The organism is Streptomyces sp. NPDC012474 (genome assembly GCF_042955185.1).
GTDB lineage: Bacteria > Actinomycetota > Actinomycetes > Streptomycetales > Streptomycetaceae > Streptomyces > Streptomyces cahuitamycinicus.
The window spans coordinates 345,208-369,153 of record NZ_JBIBEP010000006.1 but is presented as its reverse complement, the minus strand read 5'-3'; the positions used below and the strand labels follow the sequence as shown (position 1 = coordinate 369,153).

At 74.0% G+C, this 23,946-nt stretch carries 22 protein-coding genes; 16 read left to right on the top strand and 6 right to left on the bottom strand.

The genetic code is table 11. The features are described 5' to 3' along the window. Positions 1-131: thiazolylpeptide-type bacteriocin (locus ACFY9S_RS16900; protein ID WP_391128821.1), on the top strand; the 131-nt coding region annotated here is incomplete at its 5' end. 34 nt (positions 132-165) lie between these two features. Beyond that, entirely contained in the window at positions 166-339 is a 174-nt protein-coding gene (locus tag ACFY9S_RS16895) for a thiazolylpeptide-type bacteriocin (RefSeq protein WP_078615318.1), read from the top strand. Between the two features lie 164 nt (positions 340-503). Here ACFY9S_RS16895 and ACFY9S_RS16890 read toward each other — a convergent pair whose 3' ends face one another. Beyond that, entirely contained in the window at positions 504-1,100 is a 597-nt protein-coding gene (locus ACFY9S_RS16890; protein ID WP_391128573.1) for a DUF7010 family protein, read from the bottom strand. Between the two features lie 307 nt (positions 1,101-1,407). Between ACFY9S_RS16890 and ACFY9S_RS16885 the strand changes: the two genes are divergently transcribed. Genes ACFY9S_RS16885 through ACFY9S_RS16860 form a run of 6 tightly spaced genes read left to right on the top strand, consistent with a single transcriptional unit; the run spans position 1,408 to position 11,821 of the window. Then, positions 1,408-2,484, top strand: a complete 1,077-nt coding sequence (locus ACFY9S_RS16885; RefSeq protein ID WP_391128570.1) for a hypothetical protein — start codon at positions 1,408-1,410, stop codon at positions 2,482-2,484. Beyond that, on the top strand, positions 2,481-5,093 hold the full coding sequence (locus ACFY9S_RS16880) for a lantibiotic dehydratase (protein ID WP_391128567.1): 2,613 nt from the start codon (positions 2,481-2,483) through the stop codon (positions 5,091-5,093). Before ACFY9S_RS16885 ends, ACFY9S_RS16880 begins: the two co-directional genes overlap by 4 nt. Continuing rightward, positions 5,090-7,366, top strand: a complete 2,277-nt coding sequence (locus ACFY9S_RS16875) for a hypothetical protein (protein WP_391128564.1) — start codon at positions 5,090-5,092, stop codon at positions 7,364-7,366. The genes ACFY9S_RS16880 and ACFY9S_RS16875 overlap by 4 nt, the downstream gene beginning before the upstream one ends. After that, positions 7,353-9,305, top strand: coding sequence for a TOMM precursor leader peptide-binding protein (locus tag ACFY9S_RS16870; RefSeq protein WP_391128561.1), 1,953 nt, complete (start codon positions 7,353-7,355; stop codon positions 9,303-9,305). Before ACFY9S_RS16875 ends, ACFY9S_RS16870 begins: the two co-directional genes overlap by 14 nt. Then, positions 9,302-10,861 carry a nitroreductase family protein gene (locus tag ACFY9S_RS16865; RefSeq protein ID WP_391128558.1) on the top strand — a complete coding sequence of 520 codons (1,560 nt, stop codon included), beginning with the start codon at positions 9,302-9,304 and terminating at the stop codon, positions 10,859-10,861. Before ACFY9S_RS16870 ends, ACFY9S_RS16865 begins: the two co-directional genes overlap by 4 nt. Positions 10,862-10,900: 39 nt before the next feature. Further along, complete coding sequence (locus ACFY9S_RS16860; protein ID WP_391128557.1) at positions 10,901-11,821, top strand: thiopeptide-type bacteriocin biosynthesis protein; 921 nt, start codon at positions 10,901-10,903, stop codon at positions 11,819-11,821. 373 nt (positions 11,822-12,194) lie between these two features. Here ACFY9S_RS16860 and ACFY9S_RS16855 read toward each other — a convergent pair whose 3' ends face one another. After that, positions 12,195-13,028 carry an ABC transporter permease gene (locus ACFY9S_RS16855; RefSeq protein ID WP_391128555.1) on the bottom strand — a complete coding sequence of 278 codons (834 nt, stop codon included), beginning with the start codon at positions 13,026-13,028 and terminating at the stop codon, positions 12,195-12,197. Further along, on the bottom strand, positions 13,025-14,023 hold the full coding sequence (locus ACFY9S_RS16850) for an ATP-binding cassette domain-containing protein (RefSeq protein WP_391128553.1): 999 nt from the start codon (positions 14,021-14,023) through the stop codon (positions 13,025-13,027). Before ACFY9S_RS16850 ends, ACFY9S_RS16855 begins: the two co-directional genes overlap by 4 nt. Before the next feature lie 288 nt (positions 14,024-14,311). Between ACFY9S_RS16850 and ACFY9S_RS16845 the strand changes: the two genes are divergently transcribed. The 5 genes from ACFY9S_RS16845 (at position 14,312) to ACFY9S_RS16825 (ending at position 18,592) form a co-directional block, all read left to right on the top strand. Beyond that, complete coding sequence (locus ACFY9S_RS16845; RefSeq protein ID WP_391128550.1) at positions 14,312-15,565, top strand: FAD-dependent monooxygenase; 1,254 nt, start codon at positions 14,312-14,314, stop codon at positions 15,563-15,565. Between the two features lie 152 nt (positions 15,566-15,717). After that, complete coding sequence (locus tag ACFY9S_RS16840) at positions 15,718-16,203, top strand: hypothetical protein (RefSeq protein ID WP_391128547.1); 486 nt, start codon at positions 15,718-15,720, stop codon at positions 16,201-16,203. Between the two features lie 196 nt (positions 16,204-16,399). Continuing rightward, on the top strand, positions 16,400-17,200 hold the full coding sequence (locus ACFY9S_RS16835) for an SAM-dependent methyltransferase (protein ID WP_391128544.1): 801 nt from the start codon (positions 16,400-16,402) through the stop codon (positions 17,198-17,200). A 172-nt stretch (positions 17,201-17,372) separates the two neighbouring features. Beyond that, positions 17,373-18,056, top strand: coding sequence for a hypothetical protein (locus ACFY9S_RS16830; RefSeq protein WP_391128541.1), 684 nt, complete (start codon positions 17,373-17,375; stop codon positions 18,054-18,056). A 44-nt stretch (positions 18,057-18,100) separates the two neighbouring features. Beyond that, entirely contained in the window at positions 18,101-18,592 is a 492-nt protein-coding gene (locus ACFY9S_RS16825) for a MarR family transcriptional regulator (protein ID WP_391128538.1), read from the top strand. Positions 18,593-18,646: 54 nt separating this feature from the next. On the opposite strand, the gene ACFY9S_RS16820 is transcribed toward ACFY9S_RS16825, so the two are convergent. After that, positions 18,647-19,825 (bottom strand): MFS transporter, encoded by a 1,179-nt coding sequence (locus ACFY9S_RS16820; RefSeq protein ID WP_391128535.1) that lies wholly within the window; start codon positions 19,823-19,825, stop codon positions 18,647-18,649. Positions 19,826-19,896: 71 nt separating this feature from the next. On the opposite strand from ACFY9S_RS16820, the gene ACFY9S_RS16815 reads away from it, so the two are divergent. The 3 genes from ACFY9S_RS16815 (at position 19,897) to ACFY9S_RS16805 (ending at position 22,384) form a co-directional block, all read left to right on the top strand. Further along, a complete protein-coding gene (locus tag ACFY9S_RS16815) occupies positions 19,897-20,922 on the top strand; it encodes an ArsR family transcriptional regulator (protein WP_391128818.1) in 1,026 nt (341 codons plus the stop codon). A 9-nt stretch (positions 20,923-20,931) separates the two neighbouring features. After that, entirely contained in the window at positions 20,932-21,435 is a 504-nt protein-coding gene (locus tag ACFY9S_RS16810; protein WP_391128532.1) for a glutathione peroxidase, read from the top strand. Positions 21,436-21,505: 70 nt separating this feature from the next. Beyond that, the gene (locus ACFY9S_RS16805; RefSeq protein WP_391128529.1) at positions 21,506-22,384 is read left to right on the top strand and encodes a MerR family transcriptional regulator; all 879 of its coding nucleotides are present in this window, start codon (positions 21,506-21,508) and stop codon (positions 22,382-22,384) included. Between the two features lie 114 nt (positions 22,385-22,498). Here the strand turns inward: ACFY9S_RS16805 and ACFY9S_RS16800 are convergent, their stop codons facing one another. Beyond that, complete coding sequence (locus ACFY9S_RS16800) at positions 22,499-22,690, bottom strand: DUF397 domain-containing protein (RefSeq protein WP_102912542.1); 192 nt, start codon at positions 22,688-22,690, stop codon at positions 22,499-22,501. Between the two features lie 197 nt (positions 22,691-22,887). Further along, the gene (locus ACFY9S_RS16795) at positions 22,888-23,745 is read right to left on the bottom strand and encodes a helix-turn-helix transcriptional regulator (RefSeq protein ID WP_062927438.1); all 858 of its coding nucleotides are present in this window, start codon (positions 23,743-23,745) and stop codon (positions 22,888-22,890) included. Between the last annotated feature and the right edge of the window lie 201 nt (positions 23,746-23,946).

Genomic DNA, 23,946 nt, shown 5'->3' with positions numbered 1-23,946 from the left:
TCGAGGGCTTCGACGCCGACGAGCTGGAGACCCTCGAGGTCACCGACGGCGTGGCCCTGCCCGAGATGGGCGCCTCCAGCGGCTCGATCGGCACCTCCTCCTCGTCCTCCAGCACCTGCTCGGCCTGCTGAACCACTCATCCCGGATCTTCGGAAGGATTTCGACATGACCGCCAAGGACATCAAGAACCAGGACGCGGACAAGGCGTTCGAGGGCTTCGACGCCGACGAGCTGGAGACCCTCGAGGTCACCGACGGCGTGGCCCTGCCCGAGATGGGCGCCTCCAGCGGCTCGATCGGCACCTCGTCCTCTTCGTCCAGCACCTGCTCGGCCTGCTGAACCGGCGTCACGGCACAAGCACCACGGCGTGAACGCAGAAGGATGCGCCTGTCCGGCTCCGGCCGGCCGGGCACATCCTTGCGTTCGCCGTTCGCCGTTCGCCGTTCGGCGCTCGACGTTCGGCGCTCGGCACTCGGCCCTCGACGGACGACGCTCGGCGAGGGTCAGCCGCGCAGGGCCAGGTGGTACGACGAAGCCCACAGCACCAGCGCGCTGCCCAGGCCCACCACGAGCCGCACGGTCTCGCTCGCGAGCCCGACCGCGACGAGCACGAACCCGGCGAGGGCGACGGCGGTCAGCAGCGACGCCGTCCACTTGTACTGCCACTGGTCGTACAGGCGGGCGAGCGGGAAGAAGTGCAGCCCCACGACCAGGGCGATGCCCGCGGGGATGGCCTCGGGCCGGCCGGCGGCGTTGGACGCGGCGATGACGGCGAAGATGGCCGCCAGCTCGACGGTGTTGACGATGCCCACGCCGCGCGCCCAGTTGGCCGGCAGGTTCACCGTCCGGGGCGAGGGCGCGGCGTCCTTGCGGTACCCCAGGTAGATCGCCGCAGCGGTGAGCAGCAGCGCCGCCGCCTCGATGGAGAGCGGCACGGGATCCGTCGCCGAGCCGGTCCCGGTGGCCGCGGCCAGGGCCCACACCAGGGCGAACACGGAGAGCACCAGCACGCCTCGGCGGCGCAGGCTGCGGGTGAGGGCGAGGCACTCGGCGTCCGTGGCGGACGGGGTGGGGGGTGTCGTGGGGGACGTAGATGTCACTCGCGGAGAATACACCGGCCGGTCAGGCCTCTTGACGGTTTTCGGTCAGCTCCCCGGCACCCCCGAAGCGGAATACAGCATTCCGACCTCGCACCCGTGGACGGGCGTCACGGAAACGATGACGTATGTAAGCGCCGGACCGTTTTCCCTTCCGGCTTGAATTCCCGGCGCCAATCATGTGATTCAGGTTCTCGAATTCATTGTGATTCTTCTCGGAAGGTGAAAGGACATGGGGGTTCACGCTCCGGAGCGCATTGCCGTGAGGCCGGATTCCGCCGGCCTGACGGGGGTGCGACTCCATACCCGGATGCCGGTGACACCGGCCTGGCTGGCGCGGCACGTCGTCCCGGTCGCCCGCGAACTGGGCGAGCGGGGCGTGCCCGGCGTGCAGGTGCGCCGCGGCTGGCTGCACGGGCCGCACGTCGACCTGCTCGCCCCGGCCGGCGCGGTGCCGCCCGGCGGCGCCGTCGACTGGGCGGCGGTCGAGGCCGGGCTGGACGCCGGTCCCCTCGACCCGGCCCGGGCGCTGACCGAGGAGGTGTATCTGGGCCAGGCCCGCGAGTTCGGCCGGCTGGAGGCGGTGGAGCCGCCGTACCTGCCGCTGCGGGAGCACGGCGCGGTCCTGCGCGTCGACCCAGGCGACCCCGCGCTGCGCTCCCGGGAGCCGCGCCTCGACGCCCTGCGCACGGTCGTGTACGGGGCCCTGGCGGCACCGGTGCTGACGACGATCGAGGGCCTGGCCGAGGAGCCGGGCAGCGGCACGGTCCGGCTCGCGGAGGCGTTCGCCGCCCTCGTCGACACCCATGCGCTGGGGCCTGCCTACGGGGTGTTCTCGCCCCGCTCGCACGTGGAGGCGTTCCTCGCCTGGGCGGCCCCCCGCAAGGACATGCGCCCGGTCTTCCGGGAGCGGCTCGCCAAGGAGGCGCCCCGCATCCGCGAGGTCGTCGAACAGCGCCTGAGCGGCGCGGTGTCGCCGGCGGCCGCCCAGTGGCGCACGGCGTTCGCCTACGGCGCCGGGGTCCTGGACCACGCGGTCGCCACGGGTGCCCTCACCCCGGACCTGCTCGACTCCGTCACCGACGGCGTCGACCGCAGCCGGATGGGCCCGCCCGGGGCGGAGGCGGTGGTGCCGCGCGGCGAGCAGCCCGACACCGACTTCCACCGGACCGTGCACGGCTCGGGGGCGATCAGCACCCCGTCCCCGTTCTTCGCCGCCTACCGCCTGCTGACGAACCTCTTCTACCAGCAGCTGCCCCTGCTCACGGTCTCGCCGATGCAGCGCTACTACATGTGCTTCGCCCTCGCCGAGACCGTCGACGAGGTGCTGGGCAGCAGCTGGCGGGAGCGCCTCACCGCCACGCGACCGACGGGAGCCCCGCGATGACCAGCCCCGAACCCCAGTGGTTCCTGCGCGTCAACCCGCTGCGCAGGGCCCGCCTGGCCGATCCGGAGCAGCGCCGTCTGCTCGGTGAACTCGCCTGCGCCGAAGCCGAATTGGCCGAAGCCGCCGAGGTGTGCTCACAGGAGCTGTACGAGCGGATCGGCACGGCGGACTCGGACGCCGAACGGCGCGAGCTGATCGCGCTGCGCCGCGCCATCCACAACGGCCGCGCCCCCAAGAAGACGCCCGAGAGCCTCGAAGCCACCCCGTCGGTCGCCCGCTGGCTGGCCGCCTGGACCGGGCGGGAGGGCCTGCGCACCACGATCACGCAGGGCTACCCGGCCGCAGCCGACCGCGAACGCACGGTGCTGGCCGCCCTGTTGGGCGACGGGGACCTGCTGCGCTCCCTGGCGCTCATCGCCCCCGAGGTGCACCAGGAGGCCGAGCGCTACCGGGCCGCGGTCGAGGGCCCGGGCAAGGTGTCCGCCCGCACCCGCAAGTCCGAGCGCGGCCTGATCCAGTACGTGACCCGGGCGATGGTGCGCACCAGCCCGCTCTCCCGGTTCACCGCGGTGGGCATCGCCGAACCGGCCCCGGCCGGCGACACGGACGCCGTCCGCCCCGGCGAGGTGCCCTTCACCGGCGCGCACGCCGTGCCGGGCCTGGACCGCGTCATGCTCCACTACGTCCTCGGCGGCCTGCCCGCCGACGACACCGACCCGAGCGGACTGTGGGTGGGCATGCCGCCCACCTCGGCGCCCGACCCGGAGTCGGGCAAGCTGTTCTTCCTGAAGTTCTCCGAGCAGGGCATGCACCGCCTCGCGGTCCCGCTCGACGGGCCCGTGGCCCATCTGCTCGACGCCCTGTCGATGGGGCCGCGCAGATTCCCGGCGGTCGTCGCCCACGTCGCCGCCCGGGCCGGCTGCTCCGCCGAGGAGGCCGAGGGGCGCGTACGACAGGCCCTGCACCAGGGCGTGCTGTGCACGTTCAGCAGGCCCGAGGAGGAGTCCGCCGCGGGCGACTACGACGACCTGCTGACGCTGCCCGACACCGAGCAACCGCCCGGCGTACGGGAGTTGGCGAAGCGGGTGCGCGCCGGGCTGCCCCGGGTGACCGAGGCGCCGGCCGCCGAGCGGGGCGCGCTGCTGGCCGGGCTGCGCGGGGACCTCGGCCGGTTCAGCCAGGCGGCCGGCCGTCCGGCGCACATCACGGTCGAAGAGGACTACGTCATGCCGCCGTTGAAGGTGGCGGCCTCCGACTGGCACGCCCCGCTGGCCGACCTCGGCCCGGCGGTGGAGCTCCTGACGGTCTTCGACTGGCTGCACGACGTACGGGTCCTGATGACCGCCGCGTTCGTGGAGCGCTTCGGGGCCGGGGCGAACGTGCCGCTCGCCGAGCACGCCGCGTTCATCGTCGGGGAGGTCTCCCGGCGGGCCGCCGCGATGGCCGCCGTGTACGGGCCGGAGGGCACGGGGCAGGCCGCCGTGCTGTCCGGGATCGGACCGGCCGACGGCTGCCTGGAGCGCATGTACCTGCTGCGCCGCGAGCTGTCCGAGGAGGTGCACGCCCTCCTCACCAAGACGGCCCAGGCCGGCGAGGACACCCTGCGGCTCACCGCGGCGGACGTCACCGAGCTGACCCGGGCGCTGCCCGACCGCTTCCGCAGCGACCCGCTGATCTACGGCGTGCTGCTCCAGCAGGCCGGCGACCAGCTCGTCCTCAACGACGGACTGCCGGGCCACGGCATGCTGTACGCGCGCTTCCTGGAGGCCGACCGCCGCCAGGGCGGCCGCGCCCTGCCCCGCCTGGCCGAGCACCTGAACCGCTTCTACGGCCACGACGGCACGCGCGTCACCGAGGACCTGGGCCTGCACCGCCTCAACGTCAACGCGCACACGCCGGTGCTGCCGGGCGGCCTCACGGCCGAGGACTGGTTCACGCTGCGCCTGGCCCATGACCCCGAGACCGACACCCTGCGGGTCGAGGACGCGGACGGCGCCCCGCTGCGGGTGCTGCCGCTGGGCACCGGACACCCGGGCCTGTTCCCGCCGCCGCTGTCGGTCGCCTCCGGCCTGGTGATCAGCGGCCGGCTCTTCAACAGCCTGCCCAACTCCTGGCACGCGGCGGCGCCGTGGGACGGCAAGGAGACCCGTGTCGCACCGCGCATGGCCGTCGGCGACGTCCTCATCGGGCGGCGGCGCTGGTACGGCGGTGCCGAACTGGACACGGCCGTGGCCACCGGACCCGACGAACACGAACGGCTCCTCGCCCTGACCGCCTGGCGCTCCCGTCACGGCGTCCCCGAGGAGGTCGTCGTCAAGTCGGCGCCGGAGGACGAGGGCCCGCTCTCGGTGGGCGCTCCCGACGTCCAGTCCAAGCGCCTGGCGCAGAAGCCGCAGTACGTCGACCTGTCCAGCGCGCTCGCGGTGCGGGTCCTGCCGCGGATGCTGGAGCGCCGTGGGGCCGGCACGAGCTATCTGGAGGAGGCCTTGCCCGGCGTCACGGACGGCACCCACGCCACGGAGTGGGTGCTCGAGGTGGGGCGCAGGGCCGGAGGCCGCTTCGCGTACCACCCGGCCGACGGCGGGGCAGCGGAAGGAGTCCGGTCATGACCGTCACCGATGTCGAGAGGATCCCGGCGCAGACGGCTCCGGGTGCCGTGCCGCTCCTGGCCCGGCCCGGGCTGCACTACGCGCCCGTGCCGGGGGGCGTCTACTTCAGCGGCACCCGGGGGCAGTTCGTACTGCGCGGTTCGGAATTGCTGTACGCGGTGGCGGACGGCTGCGTGCCGCTGCTGCGGGCGGGGACGACGGAGGACGCCCTGGTCGCCGAGTTCGGCACCGAGCGGGCCCGGCCCGCCGTACGGCACCTCCTCGGCAAGCTCCGCGAGAACGGCCTGCTGCTCGACCCGGCCGCGCTCACCGAGCCGGAGCCGCCGACCGAGCTGGCCGCCCGGCACGCCGGCACACTGGCCCGCCTCACCGCCCGCCTCGACGACCCGTACGCGGCGTTCGCCCGCCTGCGCCGCGCCAGGGTGCGGCTGCACGGCCCGGCGACGGCCACTGCTCCGGCCCTGCGCGGACTGCGCCGGGCGGGCGTGACCGACGTGACGGCGACGGCCGTTCCGCACACGCCGACGCCCCTGGTCCCGGTCTGCGATCCCGCGATGTACGCGGACCCCGCCCTGCTGTCCGCCAGCACCGGACCGGCCGCCGACCCCCGCCCCCTGATCCCCGCCGGCGACCCGGCGGTGCACCAGCCCCTGACTCCCGCCGGCGACCCGGCGGTGCACCACTCCCTGACTCCCGCCGGCGCCCCGACGGTGGACGTACCCGACACCCGAACCCCCGCCGGCGACCCGGCGGCACACCAACCCCTGACCCCCGTCGGCGACCCGACGGCGCACCACTCCCTGACTCCCGTCGGCGACCCGACGGCGCACCACTCCCTGACTCCCGTCGGCGACCCGGCGGTGCACCAGCCCCTGACTCCCGCCGGCGCCCCGACGGTGAACGTACCCGACACCCGAACCCCCGCCGGCGACCCGACGGCACACCAACCCCGTGCTGAAACCCCCGCCGGCGACCCGGCGGCACGCCAACCCCTGACCCCCGTCGGCGCCCCGACGGTGAACGTACCCGACACCCGAACCCCCGCCGGCGACCCGGCGGCGAACCGACCCCGTGCTGAAATCCCCGTCGGCGACCCGGCGGTGGCGGCACCTGTGACGGCCGAGGGCGTGCCCGGGGTCGTCGTCGAGTTCCTCGACGGCGACCGGACGTGGACCGAGAGGGACGGCACGCTGCACGTGCCCGTGCTGCTCGGGCCCGGGCCGGTGCTGGTCGGTCCCGTGAGAGTGGCACCCGGCGTCTGGGAGGTCTTCCGGGACCGGGCCAGGGCCTGGGCGGACGCCGAGGGCGTCGAGCCGGCGACCGGGCCGATCGCCCACTCCCTCGCGGGAGCGCTCGCCGCGCAGCTCCTGACCGACACCCTCACGGGTGTCGCGGAGCCCGGTGAGGCCCACGTCGTGCACGGACCGGATCTGACGGCCGACCGCGTCACCGTCACGGGCGCCCCCGTGAGCGAAGCGGTCGCCGTCCGGCTCGGCGACGCCCCCGCCGAACCGTTGCCCGCCCCCGAGGACGCGCTCGGCGCCGCCGGGGTCCTCACCGCCCGCTGGACCGGCCTCTTCGCCTCCGTGCAGGGCGAGGACCTGCCGCAGATGCCCCTGGCCCTGCGCGCGGCGGAGCACCGGGCGGACCGTAGGGGCACGGTCACCGCCTGGGCCGCCCACCAGGAGACGGCGGCCATCGCCGCCGCCCTGGCCGCCCTGCGTGACCGCGGCACCGGCGCCTTCGGCGTCCCGGCGGCTGGCCTCACCCGCGAGCACTGGCTGCTGGACGGCGCCCTGCGCCACCTCGCCCGCCGGGAAGGCGACAGCCACGCCGCGGACACCCCGCTGCACGCGGAAGGCCGCCGCATCCTCGCCGAGGTGCGGGCGCTGCTCGGTGAGGCCGAACCGGTCCTCGCCGTCGCCCGGTACGCCGGGGTCGGCTGGCCGCTGGCCGAGGTCACCGCCGCCGGGCGGTCGCTCGGCGCCGGCTGGGGCCCGACCGCCGCCGACGCGACGTACGCCGCGCTGTGCACCGCGCTGGCCGTCACGCAGAGCGGCGGCACGGCCGACCGGCTCTCCACCGACGCCCTGCTGACGGCGGACGACACCACCCGGGCCGCACTGCGCGAGCAGCTCTCGGCGATCGCCGTCCACGAGGGCCACCCACGCCGCACCGACCCGGTGCTCGGCGAACTCCCCTTCTGGCACGGCCCGGTGACCGTCCGCGCCGTCCCGACGACCGCCGAGGAGTCCGGCGATGCACACCACTGATGCGATCAGCACTGATGTGATCACCGCCGAAGCGATCACCGCCGGTCCCGCCCTGCCCCCGGCGGCGTACGACGACTGGCTCCCCGCCCTCGCGCCCCTGGCCCGGGCCACCGGGGCCGGCGTCTCCGTCAACCTCGGCTGGGACCTGACCTGGGAACGCGACCGCGTCACGCGGGCCGGCGGCCCGCACCTGTCCGTGCGGGTGTACGACGACGAGGTGATGGTGGGTCCCCTGTGGGTGCCGGGCACCGCCTCCGGCTGTGCCGCCTGCGCCGAGGTGCGGGAACGCACGGTCCTCGACCACCCGCTGGTGGGCGACCTCAGCCAGGCCACGCGCGTCCCGGCGGCCCCCGCACCACTCCTGCCCGAACTCCTGCGCACCGGCCTGGATCACCTGGCCGACCACCCCCTCGCGCCGGGCGAGGCCTACTCGGTGACGGTCCGCGGCACCCGGCGGCACCGCATCGCCCGCAGCTTCCACTGCCCGGCCTGCGGCCCTTCCCCCGAGGACCTGACAACCACCGAGGACCCGACAACCACCGGGCCCCCCGCGCCCCGCCCGCTCCGCTCCCGGCCCGCCGTGCCCGGGGACGCCACCCGCACCGCCGCGAGCCGTCTCGTCGAGCCCGGCTTCCTGCGGGACCGGCTCGTCGACGACCGCTTCGGGCCGGTCCGCGCGATCCTGCGCGAGTCGCACGCCCCGTTCGCGATGAGCATGGCCGTCGTCGCGGACGCCCCGGCGATGGGCCACGGCAGGGCCCGTACGTTCGCGGAGACCGAACCGGTCGCCGTCCTGGAGGCGTACGAGCGGCTCGGCGGCTACCCCTACGACATCCCCCTGCTGACCGGCCGCTCCTACCGGGAGGTCGCCGGACAGGCCGTCGACCCGGGCAGCCTCGGCCGCTACACCGCCGAGCAGCTCGCCCACCCGACCAGCAGGGCGACGCCGTTCACCGCCGACACCCCGATGGACTGGGCCTGGGGCCACGACCTGGCCGACGGCACCCCGATGCTGGTCCCGGCCGACCACGCCTTCTACCAGTACGAGTACGCCTTCCGCCGGGACCGGCGGGCGGCGCGCGTGGCCGGTGCCGCCAACCGCCGGCACTACTTCTTCGACTGCTCCAGCGGCTGCGCGGTCGGCGCCAACTACGAAGAGGCGGCCCTGCACTCCCTCTTCGAACTGGCGGAGCGGGACGCCTTCCTGACGTCCTGGTACCGGGCGGAGCCGCTCCCCCACATCCCCGTCGGCACGCTCACCGACCCCACCAGCCGGGCCATGGTCGAGCTGATCCGGGCACGCGGCTACGACGTCCATCTCCTGGTCGCCACCCGGGACATCGGCCTGCCGGTGGTGTGGGTGATCGCCGTGAACGAGAAGGACCCCTTCCCGGCGACCTTCTCGTCCGCCGGATCGGGCGCCGAACCCGAGTCCGCGATCCGCGGCGCGCTGCGCGAGGTCGCCCAGCTGGTCACCAACCCGGTCGACTGGACGCGCGAGCAGGTCGAGCGGATGGTCGAGGACCCGTGGCTGGTGGAGGAGCTGGAGGACCATGTGCGGTTCTCCTCCATCCCCGAGACCCGCGACCGGGCCCTGGCCGGGCTCGGCGGTCCGGCCGTCACTCTCGAGGAGGCGTTCCCCGACTGGCCGGGGCGGCTGGAGCGCGCGTCCGGAGGCGACGTACGCGGCACCCTCCGGTACGTGGCCTCGCTCTTCGCCGACGCGGGCCTGGACCGGATCGTCGTCGTCGACCAGACCAGCCGGGAGCACGCCGACGCCGGGATCGCCGTCGCCCGTGCCGTCGTGCCCGGCATCGTGCCGATGTGCTTCGGGCACGCCCAGCAGCGTCTGGACGGACTGCCCCGGCTGCGCGCCGCCCTGCGCGGCACGGGCCAGGAGCACCGGGCGATCCCCTACGACCCGCACCCGTTCCCGTGACGGCCCCCGCCGAGCCCTGGACGCGGCGGGCCCCGGTCGACCTGCCGGGCCCCGAGGGCGACAACAGCATCGCCCGCGAGCCCCTCTGGTACGCCTACGGCACCGGCGACGACGCGCCGGAGCCACCGCCGTGGACCTGGGCGGCCACACCGCCGCCCGACTCCCACGTCCCGCCCCCGCCACCGCGCCCGCCGGGGCCCGCGACGCCGCTGCCGCCGGGCACGACCGACCGCCTGTCGGCCCTGCCGTACCCGTGGCTGCCGTCTCCGGGCCCGGCGTCGCCGCAGGCCCTGGCCCACGCCCTGACCGCCACGTTCGCGCCCCTGCGCCGCGAACCGGAGAACCCGTACAACGAACACCGCTCCTACGCCTCACCGCGCTGCCTGTTCCCGGTTCACGCCTTCGTGGGGGACGGCCGTGACTGGCGCCTGCTGGAGCCGGCCCGCCACACCCTCACGGGCCCGGGCACGGGCAGTCCCGGCCGCATCGCCCTGACCGGCCGCTACACCGCGATCCCCCTGGCGTACCAGTGGTTCAGGGGTTCGCTGGTGGCCATCGAAACGGGCATGGTGCTGCGCGCGTTGAGCCTGGGCCTGGAGCTCTTCGGGCTACCGGCGACGCTGACACCGCCGACCGAGGGCGGACCAGGGCTGCTGCGCGAGCTGGGCGTGGAGCACACCTGGGAGTGGTCGCTGCCGTGGCTGGTCGACGTGGACCGCCCCCACCCCTCGGTGCACCGGCCCGCCGAGCCGGAACCGCCGGTTCCTGAGGGGGATCCGTCCCTCGGGCATGTGGTCGACGTCAACAGGGGCGCCCTCAGGGGCGCGGGGCAGCAATCGACACGCGGCTATCGCCGCGTGGGCGCGATCAGCCACACACAGCCCGCACCCGTCACCACAGCAGTACCCCCCGCCCTCCCCGCCTCCCCCCGCACCCCCACCTGGTCGGACCTCCTCTGGCACCGCCACTCCGGCCGCATGCCCAGAGGCCTGCACGGCATGGACTCGGCGAAGTGCCACACCCCCCTGCCCGCCCGGGCCCTGACCACCGCCCTGGCCTGGCTGGGCGTCCCCCCACCGCATCCCCTCCTGGCCGAGGCCTTCGACGCGGTCACCGTCACCGCCGTCGTCCAGCACATCGACGGCCACACCCCCGGCGTGCACCACGTCCACCACGGCACCGCGGACCTGCGACGGCGGGACCCCACCGCCCCCGCCGGCCTGGAGGCCAACTACGGCTACGGCCTGACGCCGGTCAACGGCTGCGGCATCGCCAACGCCCCCCTCACGGTGTTCTTCTCGGTCCGGCCGCGCGAACTGTTCGCCCGCCTCGGCCCCGCCGGGTGGAGCGCCGCCCAGCACGCCTGCGGCTGGGCGGTCCACGGCCTGTGTCTCGCCGCCGCCGCGGAGGGCCTCTTCGCGCGGCCCGTACGGGCGTTCAAGGAGATCCAGACCAAGGAGGTCCTCGGCCTGGGCGAGGACGAGACGATCGTCCTGTCGGCGGTGGCCGGGGTACCGCGCGAGACCGGGGGTGCCGTGCTGGACCTGCGTACGTAAGGCCCTGGAACCCGCCCACCGACCGGACAAGGAACACGCATGCCCATCACACCGCACGACTGGAGCGCCTGGCACCTGCACCTCGGCACGACCGCCCGCGGCGCCCACGACCGCGTCCTCACGGACGTCATCGGCCCGACGGTCGCCGAACTCCCGCCCGGGACGCCCTGGTTCTTCATCCGCTACTGGCAGTCGGGCCCTCACCTGCGGCTGCGCGTCGCGGACCTGTCCGCGGACGCGCACGCGCGCGTGGAGCGGGCCCTGCGCGACCGGCTCGCCGAGGCGGGCCGGCTCGTCCCCGGTGAGGAACCGCTGGCCGAGGAGGCCTACCAGCAGGGCGCGTCCCGGCTGGCCGCCGCCGGGGAGACCGGCGTCAACACCACCGTCCGGGGGCTGCTGCCGCCCGGCGTGCACCGCGCCGGCTACGACCCGGAGTACGAGCGGTACGGCGGCCACGCCCTCATGCCGGCGGCGGAGTCCCTCTTCCACCTCTCCAGCGAACTCGTCCTGCGGCTGGCCCCGCTGGTCACGTCCGAGGCCCGCCGCGCCCGGCTCGCCCTGCGCGGCACGCTGTCCGCCGCCGTCGCTCTCGGCGGCCCGGACGAACGTGCCCACTACTTCGCGCGCGGCCGGGACGCCTGGCGGGCCTGGGCGCACGACGCGGGGCACTCCGCCGAGGTGCTGGACCGGATCACCACGGTCGTCCAGGAACCGGGCACGGCAGGCGTCGCCCCGGACGCCCACGGCCCGTTCACCGGCTGGCACGAGGCCCTGACCGCCCACGCCGCCGAGATCCGGCGGCACTCGCCGGTCCACCCCGGCATGATCCTCTTCTCGCACGCGCACATGCTCCACAACCGCCTCGGCCTGAGCCTGCTGGAGGAGCTGCGCACCTACGCCTGGCTGTCCCACGTCTTCCCCGTGCCGGCAGCGGCACAAGGCCTGGTGCCCACGGGCTGATCCCCCGCGCCCGTGGGCGCCCGCGCAGAGGCCCGGCCGGATTCCCCTCACCGGCCGGGCCTCTTTGCCGTGCGCGTCGTACGGCCCGCCCCTCCCGTAGGGGCCGCCCCTCCCGCACGGCCCACCCTCCGTAGGACCCGCCCCTCCCGTGCGACCGCGGCCCGCACCTCTTACGACTGCGACCCGTACCCGTACGACCGAGCACCCCGCACCCCGTACGACCGCGCACCCCGCACCCGTGCGACCGCGCCCGCACCGTCCGCGCCGTGTCCGCGCCGTGCCCGGCTGTGGGTGCCGCCGCTCCCCCGGGTGCGGACACGCGCCGAGGGGGCCTCCCGGGAGGCCCCCTCGATGGGTTCGGAACGCGCCGGATCTACTCAGGGCGCGGATCCCAGCGGAAGCTGCGCACGGCGATCAGGGCGCCGACGACGCCCCAGGCCGCCAGCACCGCCAGCTCCTTCCACTGGAAGCCGCCCTGGTGCGCGAACGGCGCGAGCATGGCGTCGTTGAACGGCTTCACCGGCAGCAGCCCGGCGATGTTGTTCATCACGTCGGAGTGGATCGGGAAGTAGCTGCCGGAGATGAACACCAGCGGGAACTGGATGAACTGCACGACCGCGGGAGCCGCCTCGGAGTTGCGGATCAGCGACGCGACACCCACGCCGAGGGCGCAGAAGCTGGCCGCGCCGAGCACCAGGGTGAGCGCGAGAGCCAGCCAGTCGGCGGGCCACGGCACCCCGTACAGCCGCCCGATGCCGATGACCAGGGCCACGTCGACGACGCTGATGACGACGCAGTGCACGAGCAGGCCCGCGAAGTACACCCAGGCGGGCAGCGGGGTGGCGTGCAGCCGCTTGAGGACGCCGGTCTGGCGGCGCATGGCGAGGACGATCGCCAACTGGCCGTAGCAGGCGCCCAGTACCGACACGGCGGCGATGGTGGGCGTGTAGTACTGCAGTCCGCTCAGGCCGAAGAAGAAGTCCTGGCTCTCGCTGCCGGCGAAGACGGCGCCGAAGACCGAGATGATCACGACGGGCAGGACGAAGGTGAACACCATGGACTGCGGGTTGCGCCAGAACGACAGCTGCTCGTAGCGGATCTGGTGGGCGAGCAGGGCGAGGGAGCCCCGTTCGTCGGGCCGTTCGCGTCCCGCGCGTTCGGCCCGCCGCGCGGTGGCGGTGGTCGTGGGGGGCAGGGTGCTGGTCATCGTCGGCTCCGTCCGGGTCGGCGCCCTCGGCGGGCGGACGCCGCCGGGGGCGGTGTGCTGCCCCGCCCGGTGGACGGGGACGAGGCGTCCTGCTCGGCGTACGAACTGGTCAGGCCCAGGTAGACGTCCTCCAGGGTGGGCTGCTCGACGGTCAGCCGCTCCAGGGGCGTGCCCCGGGTGAGGGCCCAGGAGGTGAGCCGGTGCAGGGCGGCGGTCGGCTCCTCGGACTCGGCGGTGACGAGTCCGTCCTCGGCGTCGCTGACCGGGATCGGCACGTCGTCGATGGCGGCACCGGCCGGCAGGGCGAACCGGATGCGGGCGAGGGCGGTGTCGCGTCCGCCGATGGTGTCGGGCGTGCCCGAGGCGACGATCCGCCCGGCGGCGATGACGGCGACGGAGTCGGCCAGGGCCTGCGCCTCGTCCATGTAGTGGGTGGTCAGCAGGATGGTGACGCCGGCGTCGCGCAGGCTCCGCACCACCTCCCAGGCTCCGCGGCGGGCGCCCGGGTCGAAGCCGGTGGTCGGCTCGTCGAGGAACAGCAGCTTCGGGTCGCCGATGACGCCGAGGGCGAGGTCGAGCCGCCGCTTCTGGCCACCGGAGAGGTCCTTGACCTTGGCGTCCCGCTTCTCTTCGAGCCCCACGAGGTCGATGACCTCGTCGACGCCGCGCGGGGCCGGGTAGTAGCCGGCGTTGCGGGCGATGGTCTCGCGCACCGACAGGTACGGCTCGACGGCGATGTCCTGGAGCACGAGCCCGATCTGCCCGCGCAGCCACCGCCCGTCGGCCTTGTCACCGGGGTCGCGGCCGAGGACCCGGACGTCGCCGCCGTCGCGGTGGCGGAAGCCCTCCAGGATCTCCATGGTGGTGGTCTTTCCGGCGCCGTTCGGTCCGAGCAGGGCGAAGATCTCGCCCTCCTCGACGGCGAAGTCGACGCCGCACACGGCCTCGTGGTCTCCGTACTTCTTGAGCAGGCCGTCGACGGCCACCGCGGTCACCGCGGTCGCTCCACTTCTCGTTCGCGTGTCACCGCGTACCTCCAGGTGTCGTAACGGGTCGTCTCCTTCCGGAAGTTAGGGCCGGGCGGGGGTGCGGCAGCAGCGTGGCGGCGGTTTCGATGACGTCCGTCACGCAAGCGGCGACAGTTGTCAGCGCGGCGGGGCCTGACGTTGCCGCCCGGGGGCGGGCGTCACATGCTCGGGGCACGACCGATGACAGTGCGTCCACGTCGCCCGCGCCACGGCGGTGACGGACGTGACGCCACGACCCGGAAGGCGGTCCCCGAGGTGCTGTTGGGCGAAGACACAGGAGGGCGGCGGCTGCCCGGGAACTCCGCGGAGCCGTCCGGCGGGGAGCGGCCGACGGTCGCCGTCGTCGGCGCGGGCATCGGCGGACTGACCCTGGCCGGCGCGCTGAGCGCGAACGGCACGCCGTACGTGATCCACGAGCAGACCCGCGAACTGGCCGAGGTGGGGGCCGGTGTCCAGCTCTCCCCCAACGCGATCCGCCCGCTGCTGCGCCTCGGCCTCGGTCCGGCGCTGCGGGAGCACGGGGTGCGGATCGAGGCGATGGAGATACGCGGCTGGAACGGGCGGCCCATCGCGCGCACGCCGCTCGGCGCCGACTGCGAGCGCATGTTCGCGGCGCCGTATCTGACGATCCACCGGGCCCATCTGCACGACGCGCTGCTCTCGCTGGTCGACCGGGACCGGCTGGGCCTCGGCCAGAAGCTGAGCGCGGCGCGCGAACTGCCGGACGGCACGGGCGTGCGGCTCACCTTCGACGACGGTTCGGTGCGCGAGGCGGACATGGTGGTCGGCGCGGACGGCATCCACTCCACGGTCCGTGAGACGCTGCGCCGCGACGAGCCGGTCTACTCGGGCCTGGGCATCTACCGGGGCCTGGTCCCGGTAGACGCGCTGCCGGAACCCGCCCGCGAGCGTCTGGTGCGGCTGTGGCTCGGCCCCGGCGGGCACTTCGTGTGCTACCCGGTGGCGTCCGGCGCGTACCTCAGCTACGCCGCGACCGTGCCGCTGCCCTCCGACGCGCCGCCCCGCGAGTCCTGGTCCCGGCCCGGCGACCCCGACGAGCTGCGGGCGGTCTTCGGCACCTGGACGGGCCTGGTCGCGGACATCGTCGCGGCGGTGGAGACGACCCACCAGTGGGCGCTGCACGACCGGCCGCCGCTGCGCACCTGGTCCACGGGCCGCATCACGCTGCTGGGGGACGCGGCCCACCCGATGCTCCCGTTCATGGCGCAGGGCGCCAACCAGGCGATCGAGGACGCGATGGACCTGGCGGCCTGCCTCTCCGACGCGCCGGCCGGGGCGATCGCGGACCGCCTGGCCCGCTACGAGTCGCTGCGCATCCCCCGCACGGCGGAGGTCCAGCGCGGCTCCCGCGGCAACGCGGGCATCCTGCACCTCCCGGACGGCCCCGCCCAGCGCCGCAGGGACGCGCAGATGGCGGTGCACGCGGCCCTGCGCGACCGCGCGGCGCTCTACGCGCACGAGACGGGCCGCAGCGTGGTCCCGGCCTGATCCGCCGCCGGCATGTGGGTCGCCCACCACAGCCGAGATCATCCGGCACGCCGCCCCACAGGACTGGAACGGCGCGGCAGGCCCGGACATCCAGGGCGTATCTGAGTACGCGTGCTCATGACGGCCCCGTACCGGCCCTCGATCCTGGACATATGAAGAATCGGGGAATCGTGGCGGCCGGGGCCGCGCTCGTCGGTGGTGTGCCGGTGGCCGCCTGGGGGCTGATGGGGCAGCAGAACCACGACGGGCTGCCGGCCAGTGAGCTCGACTACGCGTTTCAGCCGTGGGACATCGGGGACGGCGTGGCCGCGGTCGCCGGGGGGCTCGCGCTGGTGCTGGCGGCGGCCGGGGCGGCGGTGCTCGTGCGGGGCACACTGCGCGGGACGATGAACCGGCGCTGGTGGGGGGTGCTCGGGCCGCTGATGGTGCTCGGGCTGATGGCCGGTGTGGGGTGGCGGATCCTGACCGCGGGGGGCATCGGGGCCAACATCGGAGCGGGACTGCTGATCATCTTCGGCACCCCGGTCGCCGCCGGGCTGCTGCTGTGGGCCCTGGCCTGGGCGTTCTGGCTGGTCACCCAACGCCACGGGCACGAGAACGGCGGCGACATGGGCAGGATCGCCTCCCGCGGGGTGTAACACCGGGCCGGTCGTAGCGCTGGGCCGGTCGCAGCACCGGTCCAGTCGCGACACCGGTCCACTCGCAGCACAGGGCCCGTCTTGGCCGAAACCGCACGGCAGGTGCCCGGCGGGAGGGACAACGCCCGTATCCCCTCGGGTAGTTCGCCTAGGTTGGGGGCCGGTCCCCCGTCCCCGCCCCCCTGGAGGCCCCGCCGTGTCCGACGACAGCCTGCGTGACCGCATCGACACCTCCAAGCCGCACTCGGCCCGCTTCTGGAACTACTTCGTCGGCGGCAAGGACCACTACGAGGTCGACCGCGAGATCGGCGACCAGATCAAGTCGATCTTTCCGGGGCTCGTCGACGTCGCGGTCACGAGCCGCCGCTTCCTGGGGCGGGCCGTCGAGTACCTCGCCGGTGAGCAGGGCGTACGGCAGTTCCTGGACGTCGGCACCGGGCTGCCCACCGCCGACAACACGCACGAGGTGGCCCAGCGCGTCGCTCCGGACGCCCGGATCGTCTACGTCGACAACGACCCCATCGTGCTGGCCCACGCCAACGCCCTGCTCACCAGCACCGCCGAGGGCAGGACCGCGTACCTGGACGCCGACCTCTACGACCCCGAGGCCGTCCTGAAGGCCGCCGCCGGCACGCTCGACCTCTCCCGGCCGGTCGGCCTGATGATCCTCAACACCCTCGGCCACGTCGCCGACTACGAGCGGGCCCGCGAGCTGGTCCGGCGGCTCATGGCCGGGCTGCCCGCCGGAAGCCACCTGGTGATCAGCGACAGCACCGCGACCAGCGAGGGCATGATCGCCGCGTCGGATGCGTACAACGCGAGCGGTGCGGTGCCGTACTACGTCCGTCCGGTCGCCGAGATCGCCGGGTTCTTCGACGGGCTGGAGTTGGTGGAGCCCGGCGTGGTGAGGGTTCCCGAATGGCGGCCCGGGGCTTCCGGCGACGCCGATTCCGGTACCGCCGTGGACGCGTACTGCGGGGTGGGGCGCAAGCCGTAGGCAGGTGTACGTGGTCCGGTGCGGCGTCATGGGGTGCTGGTCGCGCAGTTCCCCGCGCCCCCGAGAAGGCGCCTCTCCGTGAGGGCGACGGCTCCCCCGGTCAGCACCCCGTCCGTCACCCGTCCGGGCCGGTCACCTCAGTCCCCGCCCGCCCTCACGCGATAATCAGGACATGCCCGCCCCTCCCCCCGTTCCCGAGCCCGCCGGTCGGCTCCTGGGTGATCTGCTGGCGGTGGGTGAGGCCTACTCCCTCGTCCTCGCCGGCGGATACGCCGTGCTGGCGCACGGGCTCCTGGAGCGGGCCGGGCCGGACGTGGACGCCGCCACCGAGCACCCGGCCGCGATGGAGGCCATCGCGGACACCGTCCGGGCCGGGCTCGTCGGGCGGGGCTGGCTCGTGCGGACCCTGGAGACCGGGCCGCTGTCCGCCCAGTTCACCGTCACCGACGCGGCCGGCGGCGTGGAGTGCGCGGTCGCCCTGCGCAAAGAGGCGCTGTGGCGCCCGCCCGTGCAGACGGAACTCGGCCCGGCGCTCTCCCTCGACGACCTCGCCGGCACCCGGGTGCGGGACCTGGCCGACCGCGGGCTCGTGCGCGACCTGGTCGACGTACACGCCGCCTCGGCCCGCTGGAGCCACCCCGAACTCGAAGAACTCGGCCGCCGCCACGCCCCCGACACCTTCGACCTCACCGACCTCCAGGCCCGGCTGACCGGCACGGACTGGCTCGACGACAGGGCGTTCACCGTGGCGGGGCTCGACGCCCCGTCGGTCGCCGGGCTGCGCCGCTGGGCCCAGGAGTGGGCCGACGACATCGCCGAACGCCTCATCGAGGGCGAGGCCCCGGACGAGGAGTGACACACACCCCCGCACGGCGACTGACCGGTCGGTACCCTGACCCGATGGGGAACGGGGCAGCCGGACAGGTGGGGGTCGTCGCCGCGCTGGTGCGTGCGGCGTTCCTGGTCGACGGTGTGTACGCGCGGGTCAGCCGGGCCTACGGACTGACGCCGCAGCAGGGGCAGTTGCTGTGTGTGCTGATGCCCCAGCCGTACGGCATGAGCGAACTCGGCGAGACGCTCGGGCTGGCGAAGTCGAGCCTGACCGGGCTGGTGGACCGGACGGTGCGGCGAGGACTGGTACGGCGGGAGGCCGACCCGCGCGACGGACGGGCCGTGCGGGTGGGGCTGACGGAACAAGGAGCCGCGCTCGCCGGGAAGTTCTACGCCGAGACCTGCCGTCGCATGGAGGACCTGCCCTCCGGGCTGAGCGGCACCGAGCGGGAGAGGCTGGCCGTGCTGCTGTCGAGGGTCGTCGTGGACAACGAAGTCCCCGAGGTGTTCGTGGAGGCCGCGACCGCCCCCGTTCCCTTCTCCGGCAGTTCACCCTCCTGAGCGCACGCGGGACTCCAACAGCGGGACTCCAACAGCTGGCTCTCATAGACCCCTTCAGCGGCCACCCACACTCATCTCCTCCCGCCTCGCCGTGCCCATCAGCAACAGCGTCACCCCCGCCGACGCCCCGGCCATCACCGTCATCGCCGCCGCCGGGGAGGTCAGTTGGGCCACCGATCCGGCCAGCGCCGCCGCCACCCCCTGCGTCGTGAGCATCCCCGCCGAGTGCAGCCCCAGGGCATGTCCCGTGAGCCCGTCGGGGGTGAGAGCCACCAGTCGTTCCTGCTGCACGAGGCTCGCGCCGAACCCCACGGAGGCCAGCGTCACCGCGCCCGCCGCGACCGGAAGCGCCGGGTGCAGCAGGAACACCGCGTACGGGCCGGCCAGGAGCAGCAGGAGCGGAAAGCCCAGGCGGGAGCGCAGGGCCGGGGGGAGCACGCGGCCGACCAGCACGTCCCCGGCGAGCATCCCCAGCGCGGCGCAGGCGAAGAGGGTGCCGGCGGAGTCGGGGGCGTAGGAGACGTAGAGGGATTCGCAGCCGACGACCAGGCCGTTGGGGATCCACAGGGCCAGATAGACCTGGCGGCGGGGCGGGGCGGACCAGAGCAGCGCGTTGGCGCGCCAGGTCGCCGCCACCGAGGGGCGGCCCGTCGTACGGGGCGGGCGGCGGGTCAGGCCGAGGCGGACGACGACGGCCGCCGTGCCGTACAGCCCGGCGGCGGCCAGCAGGGACAGCCGCGGGGACAGCAGGGCCACGAGGGCGCCGCCGGTCGCGTAGCCGGCGATCTGCATGAGGCCGCTCATCATGTTGAACACCGAGCGGCCGAGCAGATAGCCGTCCTTGGAGAGGATCTCGTTGAGCAGGCCCCAGCGCACTCCCCCGCCCACCGACTCCGCCAGCCCCTTGGCGAGGACGATCGCGAAGAGCCCCCAGACGGGCAGGCCGGGCAGGGCCAGGGCGGCGGTGGCCGCGGCGAAGAACAGCGGCAGGGCCGTCAGGGCCGCGCGCGGGGGCAGCCGGTCGGCGGCGGAGAGCAGGAAGGTCGCGCCCAGCACCTGCACCAGCGACGAGCCGAACATGCTGACCGCCGACAGCAGCGGTGAGCCGGTCGCCCGGTAGACCAGGGTGCCCAGGGCCAGTCCGCCCATGGTCTGGGCGACCGTCTGCGCCGACGCGGCCAGGAAGAACGGGGTGAACTCGGGCGTGCGGAACAGTTCGCGGTAGCTGCGCATGCGGGGAGTCTCCGGCGCCCCGGATCGCCTGGTTATTGTTTCGCGCGGGTGCGAAACATCGGGGGGTGCGCATGGGCTGGTGGCAGATCAACGCCGACACCCTGGCCGGGAGCCGGTTCGTGATCTCCCCGCTGGCCGAGACCTTCGCCTGCCTCCAGCTGCTGCACCGGGGCACCCCCGCACACCCGGGCGAACGGGCCTGGCTGCGCGACCACCTGCCCGGCTACCGGGCCCGGCTGGCCGCCGACCCCGTGACCGCGCTGCTCGTCCGCGCCGGGCTGGGCCGGTCCTGGATCGCCGACTTCCTCACGCCCGCCCCGAGAGACGGGGAGGCCTTCGAGGAAGAGGTGGCACGGGTGCGGGCGGCCCGCCCCGACGAGGCCCGCGCCCATCTGCGGATCTCCCTCGCCGGTCTTCCCTCAAGCTCTCGGCTCCGCTCGGCCAGGGGGGACCCCCTTCCAACCGCCCTGGACCGGGACGACCTCCCCGAGCACGCGGCCGGCCTGCTGACGTACGTCTGGACCGAGACCGTACGGCCGGACTGGGACCGGCGCCGGCGGGTGCTGGAGGCGGACGTGGTCGCCCGTACCGCGCAGGTGAGCCGGGGCGGCTGGGCGGCGGTGCTGGACGCGCTGCGACCGGGCCGGACCCGGTGGCTGGGTGACAACCGGCTTCAGGTGAACCTGCACGAGTACCCGCCCCGCGAGATCTCCGGTGCCGAGCTCCTGTTCGTGCCGGTCACCCCGAGGACCGGCTGGGTCTCCTGGGAGGAGCCCGACCGCTACGCGGTGATCTACGCGTGCTCGGGCGTGCTCGCCGACACCGGCGGCCGGAGCGTGCCCGCGAGCCTCGGCGCACTGCTCGGGGCCGCCCGGGCCGGTGTGCTCGTCCTTCTCCACTCCCCGCTGAGCACCAGCCAGTTGGTCGCCGTGACCGGGCAGGGGCTCGGCTCGGTCGGCCGGCATCTGAGGGTGCTGCTGGACGCCGGGCTGGTCGAGCGGCGGCGGGCGGGCCGGTCGGTGCTGTACTCGCGCACCGCGGCGGGGCAGGTCCTGGTGGAGGCCGGAACGGGTCGGCCCGACACCCGCCGGAGTTAGCATCCGCTCATGACGACTACCAACGGTTCCTCTCCCCTCGACGTCGAGATCGGTGCGCTGCAGGGCGGTCCGGCCGACCTGTCCCAGTACGCGGGCAAGGCGGTGCTCGTGGTGAACGTCGCCTCCAAGTGCGGCCTGACCCCGCAGTACACGGGCCTTGAGAAGCTCCACGAGCAGTACGCGGCGCGCGGCTTCTCCGTCCTCGGCGTGCCCTGCAACCAGTTCCTCGGGCAGGAGCCCGGCAGCGCCGACGAGATCGCGGAGTTCTGCTCGGCCACGTACGGCGTGACGTTCCCGATGACCGAGAAGGTCGAGGTGAACGGCGAGGGCCGGCACCCGCTGTACGACCGACTGACCGGCTTCGCGGACGCCGAGGGGCACAGCGGTGACATCCGCTGGAACTTCGAGAAGTTCCTCATCGGCCGCGACGGCCGGGTCGTGGCCCGCTTCTCGCCGCAGGCCGAGCCGGACTCGGCGGAGGTCGTGGCGGCGATCGAGGCCCAGCTGGCCTGACGTCCCGCTGCTTGACCTTGCCCCTGGGGCAGGCCCGAGCGTCCTCGTCGTCGGGCGGAAGAGCCGCCCGATGACGGAGGATGCCGTGGTGGACGGACCGGATCAGGAACTGCTCACCATCGGTGCGTTCGCCGCGCGCGCCCGCCTGTCGCCGAAGGCCCTGCGGCTGTACGACCGGCTGGGCCTGCTGGCGCCGGCGCGGGTCGATGATGCGACCGGCTACCGCTACTACCGTGCCGGCCAGGTCGAACGGGCCCGGCTCGTGGCCATGCTGCGGCAGTTGGACATGCCGCTCGCCCGGATCGCCGAGGTGGTCGCGGCGGGGGACGGGCCCGCGGCGGCCGGGCTGCTCGGCGCGTACTGGGCGGATGTCGAGGCGCGGGTGGCGGGGCAGCGGACGCTCGCCGAGTACCTCCGTGGACGACTGTCGGGGAGGAGCTCCGAGATGTACGGAAAATTCAGGGTCGAGACGGTGGAGATGCCCGCTGAGGTGGTGATCTCCGAGAAGCGGCACACGCTCGCGGACGAGCTGCCGGCGTGGATCGGGGCGGCACTGGGCCGGCTGGAGGAGGCGGCCCGGGAGTGCGGGGGTGTGGCCGGGGTGCCGTACGTCGCCTATCACGCGGAGGTGTCGATGGAGAGCGACGGCCCCGCGGAGGCGTGTGTGCCCGTGGCCGACGAGGCGGCGGCCCGGGCCTGGGCCGAGCGGCGGGGCCGGGCGCGGGAGACGGCGGTGCGGGTGGAGCCGGCCCGGCGGCTGGCGTACACCAGGATCACCAAGGCGCAGGTGGCACACCCGCAGATCCTGGCCGCGTTCGAGGCGGTGGAGGAGTGGATGGCGGCGCGGGGGCTGACGGCGACCGGCCCCTGCCTGGAGCTCTACTTCGCGGACTGGGCGGCGGCGGGACCGGGGGACCCGGTGTGTGACGTGGCGTTCCCGGTGAGCTGAGCCGCGCAGGGTCCGCTCAGGGCCTGCGGGCACCAGGGAGCCCTCTCGGCAAGGACGGCGATGCTGGTCGAGAGGGCTCTTTCGGTGGTGCTCGTCGTGCGGTCGATCGCTGGGTCAGGCCTTGACCGAGGCCACGAAGGCGCTCCACGCGTCGGCGGGAAACGCCAGTTTGGGGCCCTCGGGGATCTTGGTGTCCCCGAGCTCCAGGGCCTCGTCGACGGTCGACCTGACCATGACGCACGCGCCGTTGTTGTTGGTGTAGGAGGACGTCGTCCACGTTTCCGTGGCGCCCAGACGAATTGCCATGTTCGCTCCGTTGCCAGTTGCGTTTACGCCAACCCGTGCTGGTGGTTGGCGTGATCGACGCTACTCGCCAACATCCTCGTACGGAGCAGTCATTCACTCGACTGGATGGCATATTCCAGGGGAGACTTCCAGTCAGGCGTGTCAGGGGTGTAGCATCCCGCGCTTTGCCCGACGGAAGGTCGTCCTCCGGCGGCGGCTCAGCGCGCGTACTCCTTCGCCACACGCTCGATGAGCTGCCGCGACTGGTCCACGTTCAGCGACTGGGCCCGCAGGTGCTCGTACATCACCGTGTACTTCTGCACGTCGAGCGGCTTCTCCAGGTACAGGTCGCTGGTGACCCCCTCGATGTAGACGACGCTGGAGTCGGCCGCGTCGGCGAACTCCAGGATCGAGTACTGGCCGTTGATGCCGGCGTGCGCCCCGACCTCGAACGGCAGGACCTGCACGGTGATGTGGGGCAGCTGCGACATCTCGACGAGGTGCTCCAGCTGCTCGCGCATCACCGGCCGGCTGCCGACGATCCGGTGCAGGGACGCCTCGTCCAGAACCACCCACAGCCGCAGCGGTTCCGTCTCGGCCGTGATCCGGCCCTGCCGGCGCAGCCGGACCTCGACGCGCTTGTCGTTGTCCGCCTCCGACGCCTCGGGCGAGCCGCCGCGGATGATGGCCTCGGCGTACGCGCGGGTCTGCAACAGGCCGGTGATGATCTGGGGTTCGTAGACCCGGAGGGACTCGGCGTCCGTCTCCAGGCCGATGTAGACGCTGTAGGGGATGTCCCCGAAGGCGTGCCACCAGCCCTGCTGCCGGGAGTCCTTGGCCATCTGCATCAGCGAGTCGACGATCCGCTGGTCCTCGACCTCGTAGACCCCGCACAGGTCGCGGACGTCACGCTGGCTGATGCTGCGCCGCCCGTTCTCCAGCCGGCTGATCTTCGACTGCGACACCAGCAGCCGCTCGGCCACCTCTTCGGCCGTCATGCCCTTGAGCTCACGGAGCCTGCGGAGCTCCTGGCCCAGCCGGCGCCGCCTGACGGTGGGATTGACATTGGACGCCACGGGACGTGCACCTCCGGCTGCGTGCCTCTACTTTGCGTATCTGCTGTTGAGCAGACTGCCACCAAGGTGCTTACTACCGCTGGGAAACGGTGGATATGCGACGGGTACACGCCAGTTCGGACACGGCATGCCGAGCGGGGCGAAGAGAGTGTGCGCTCTCTCCGCCCCGCTCGGGCAGCGGCTCCCGTGACCGGTCGTGGG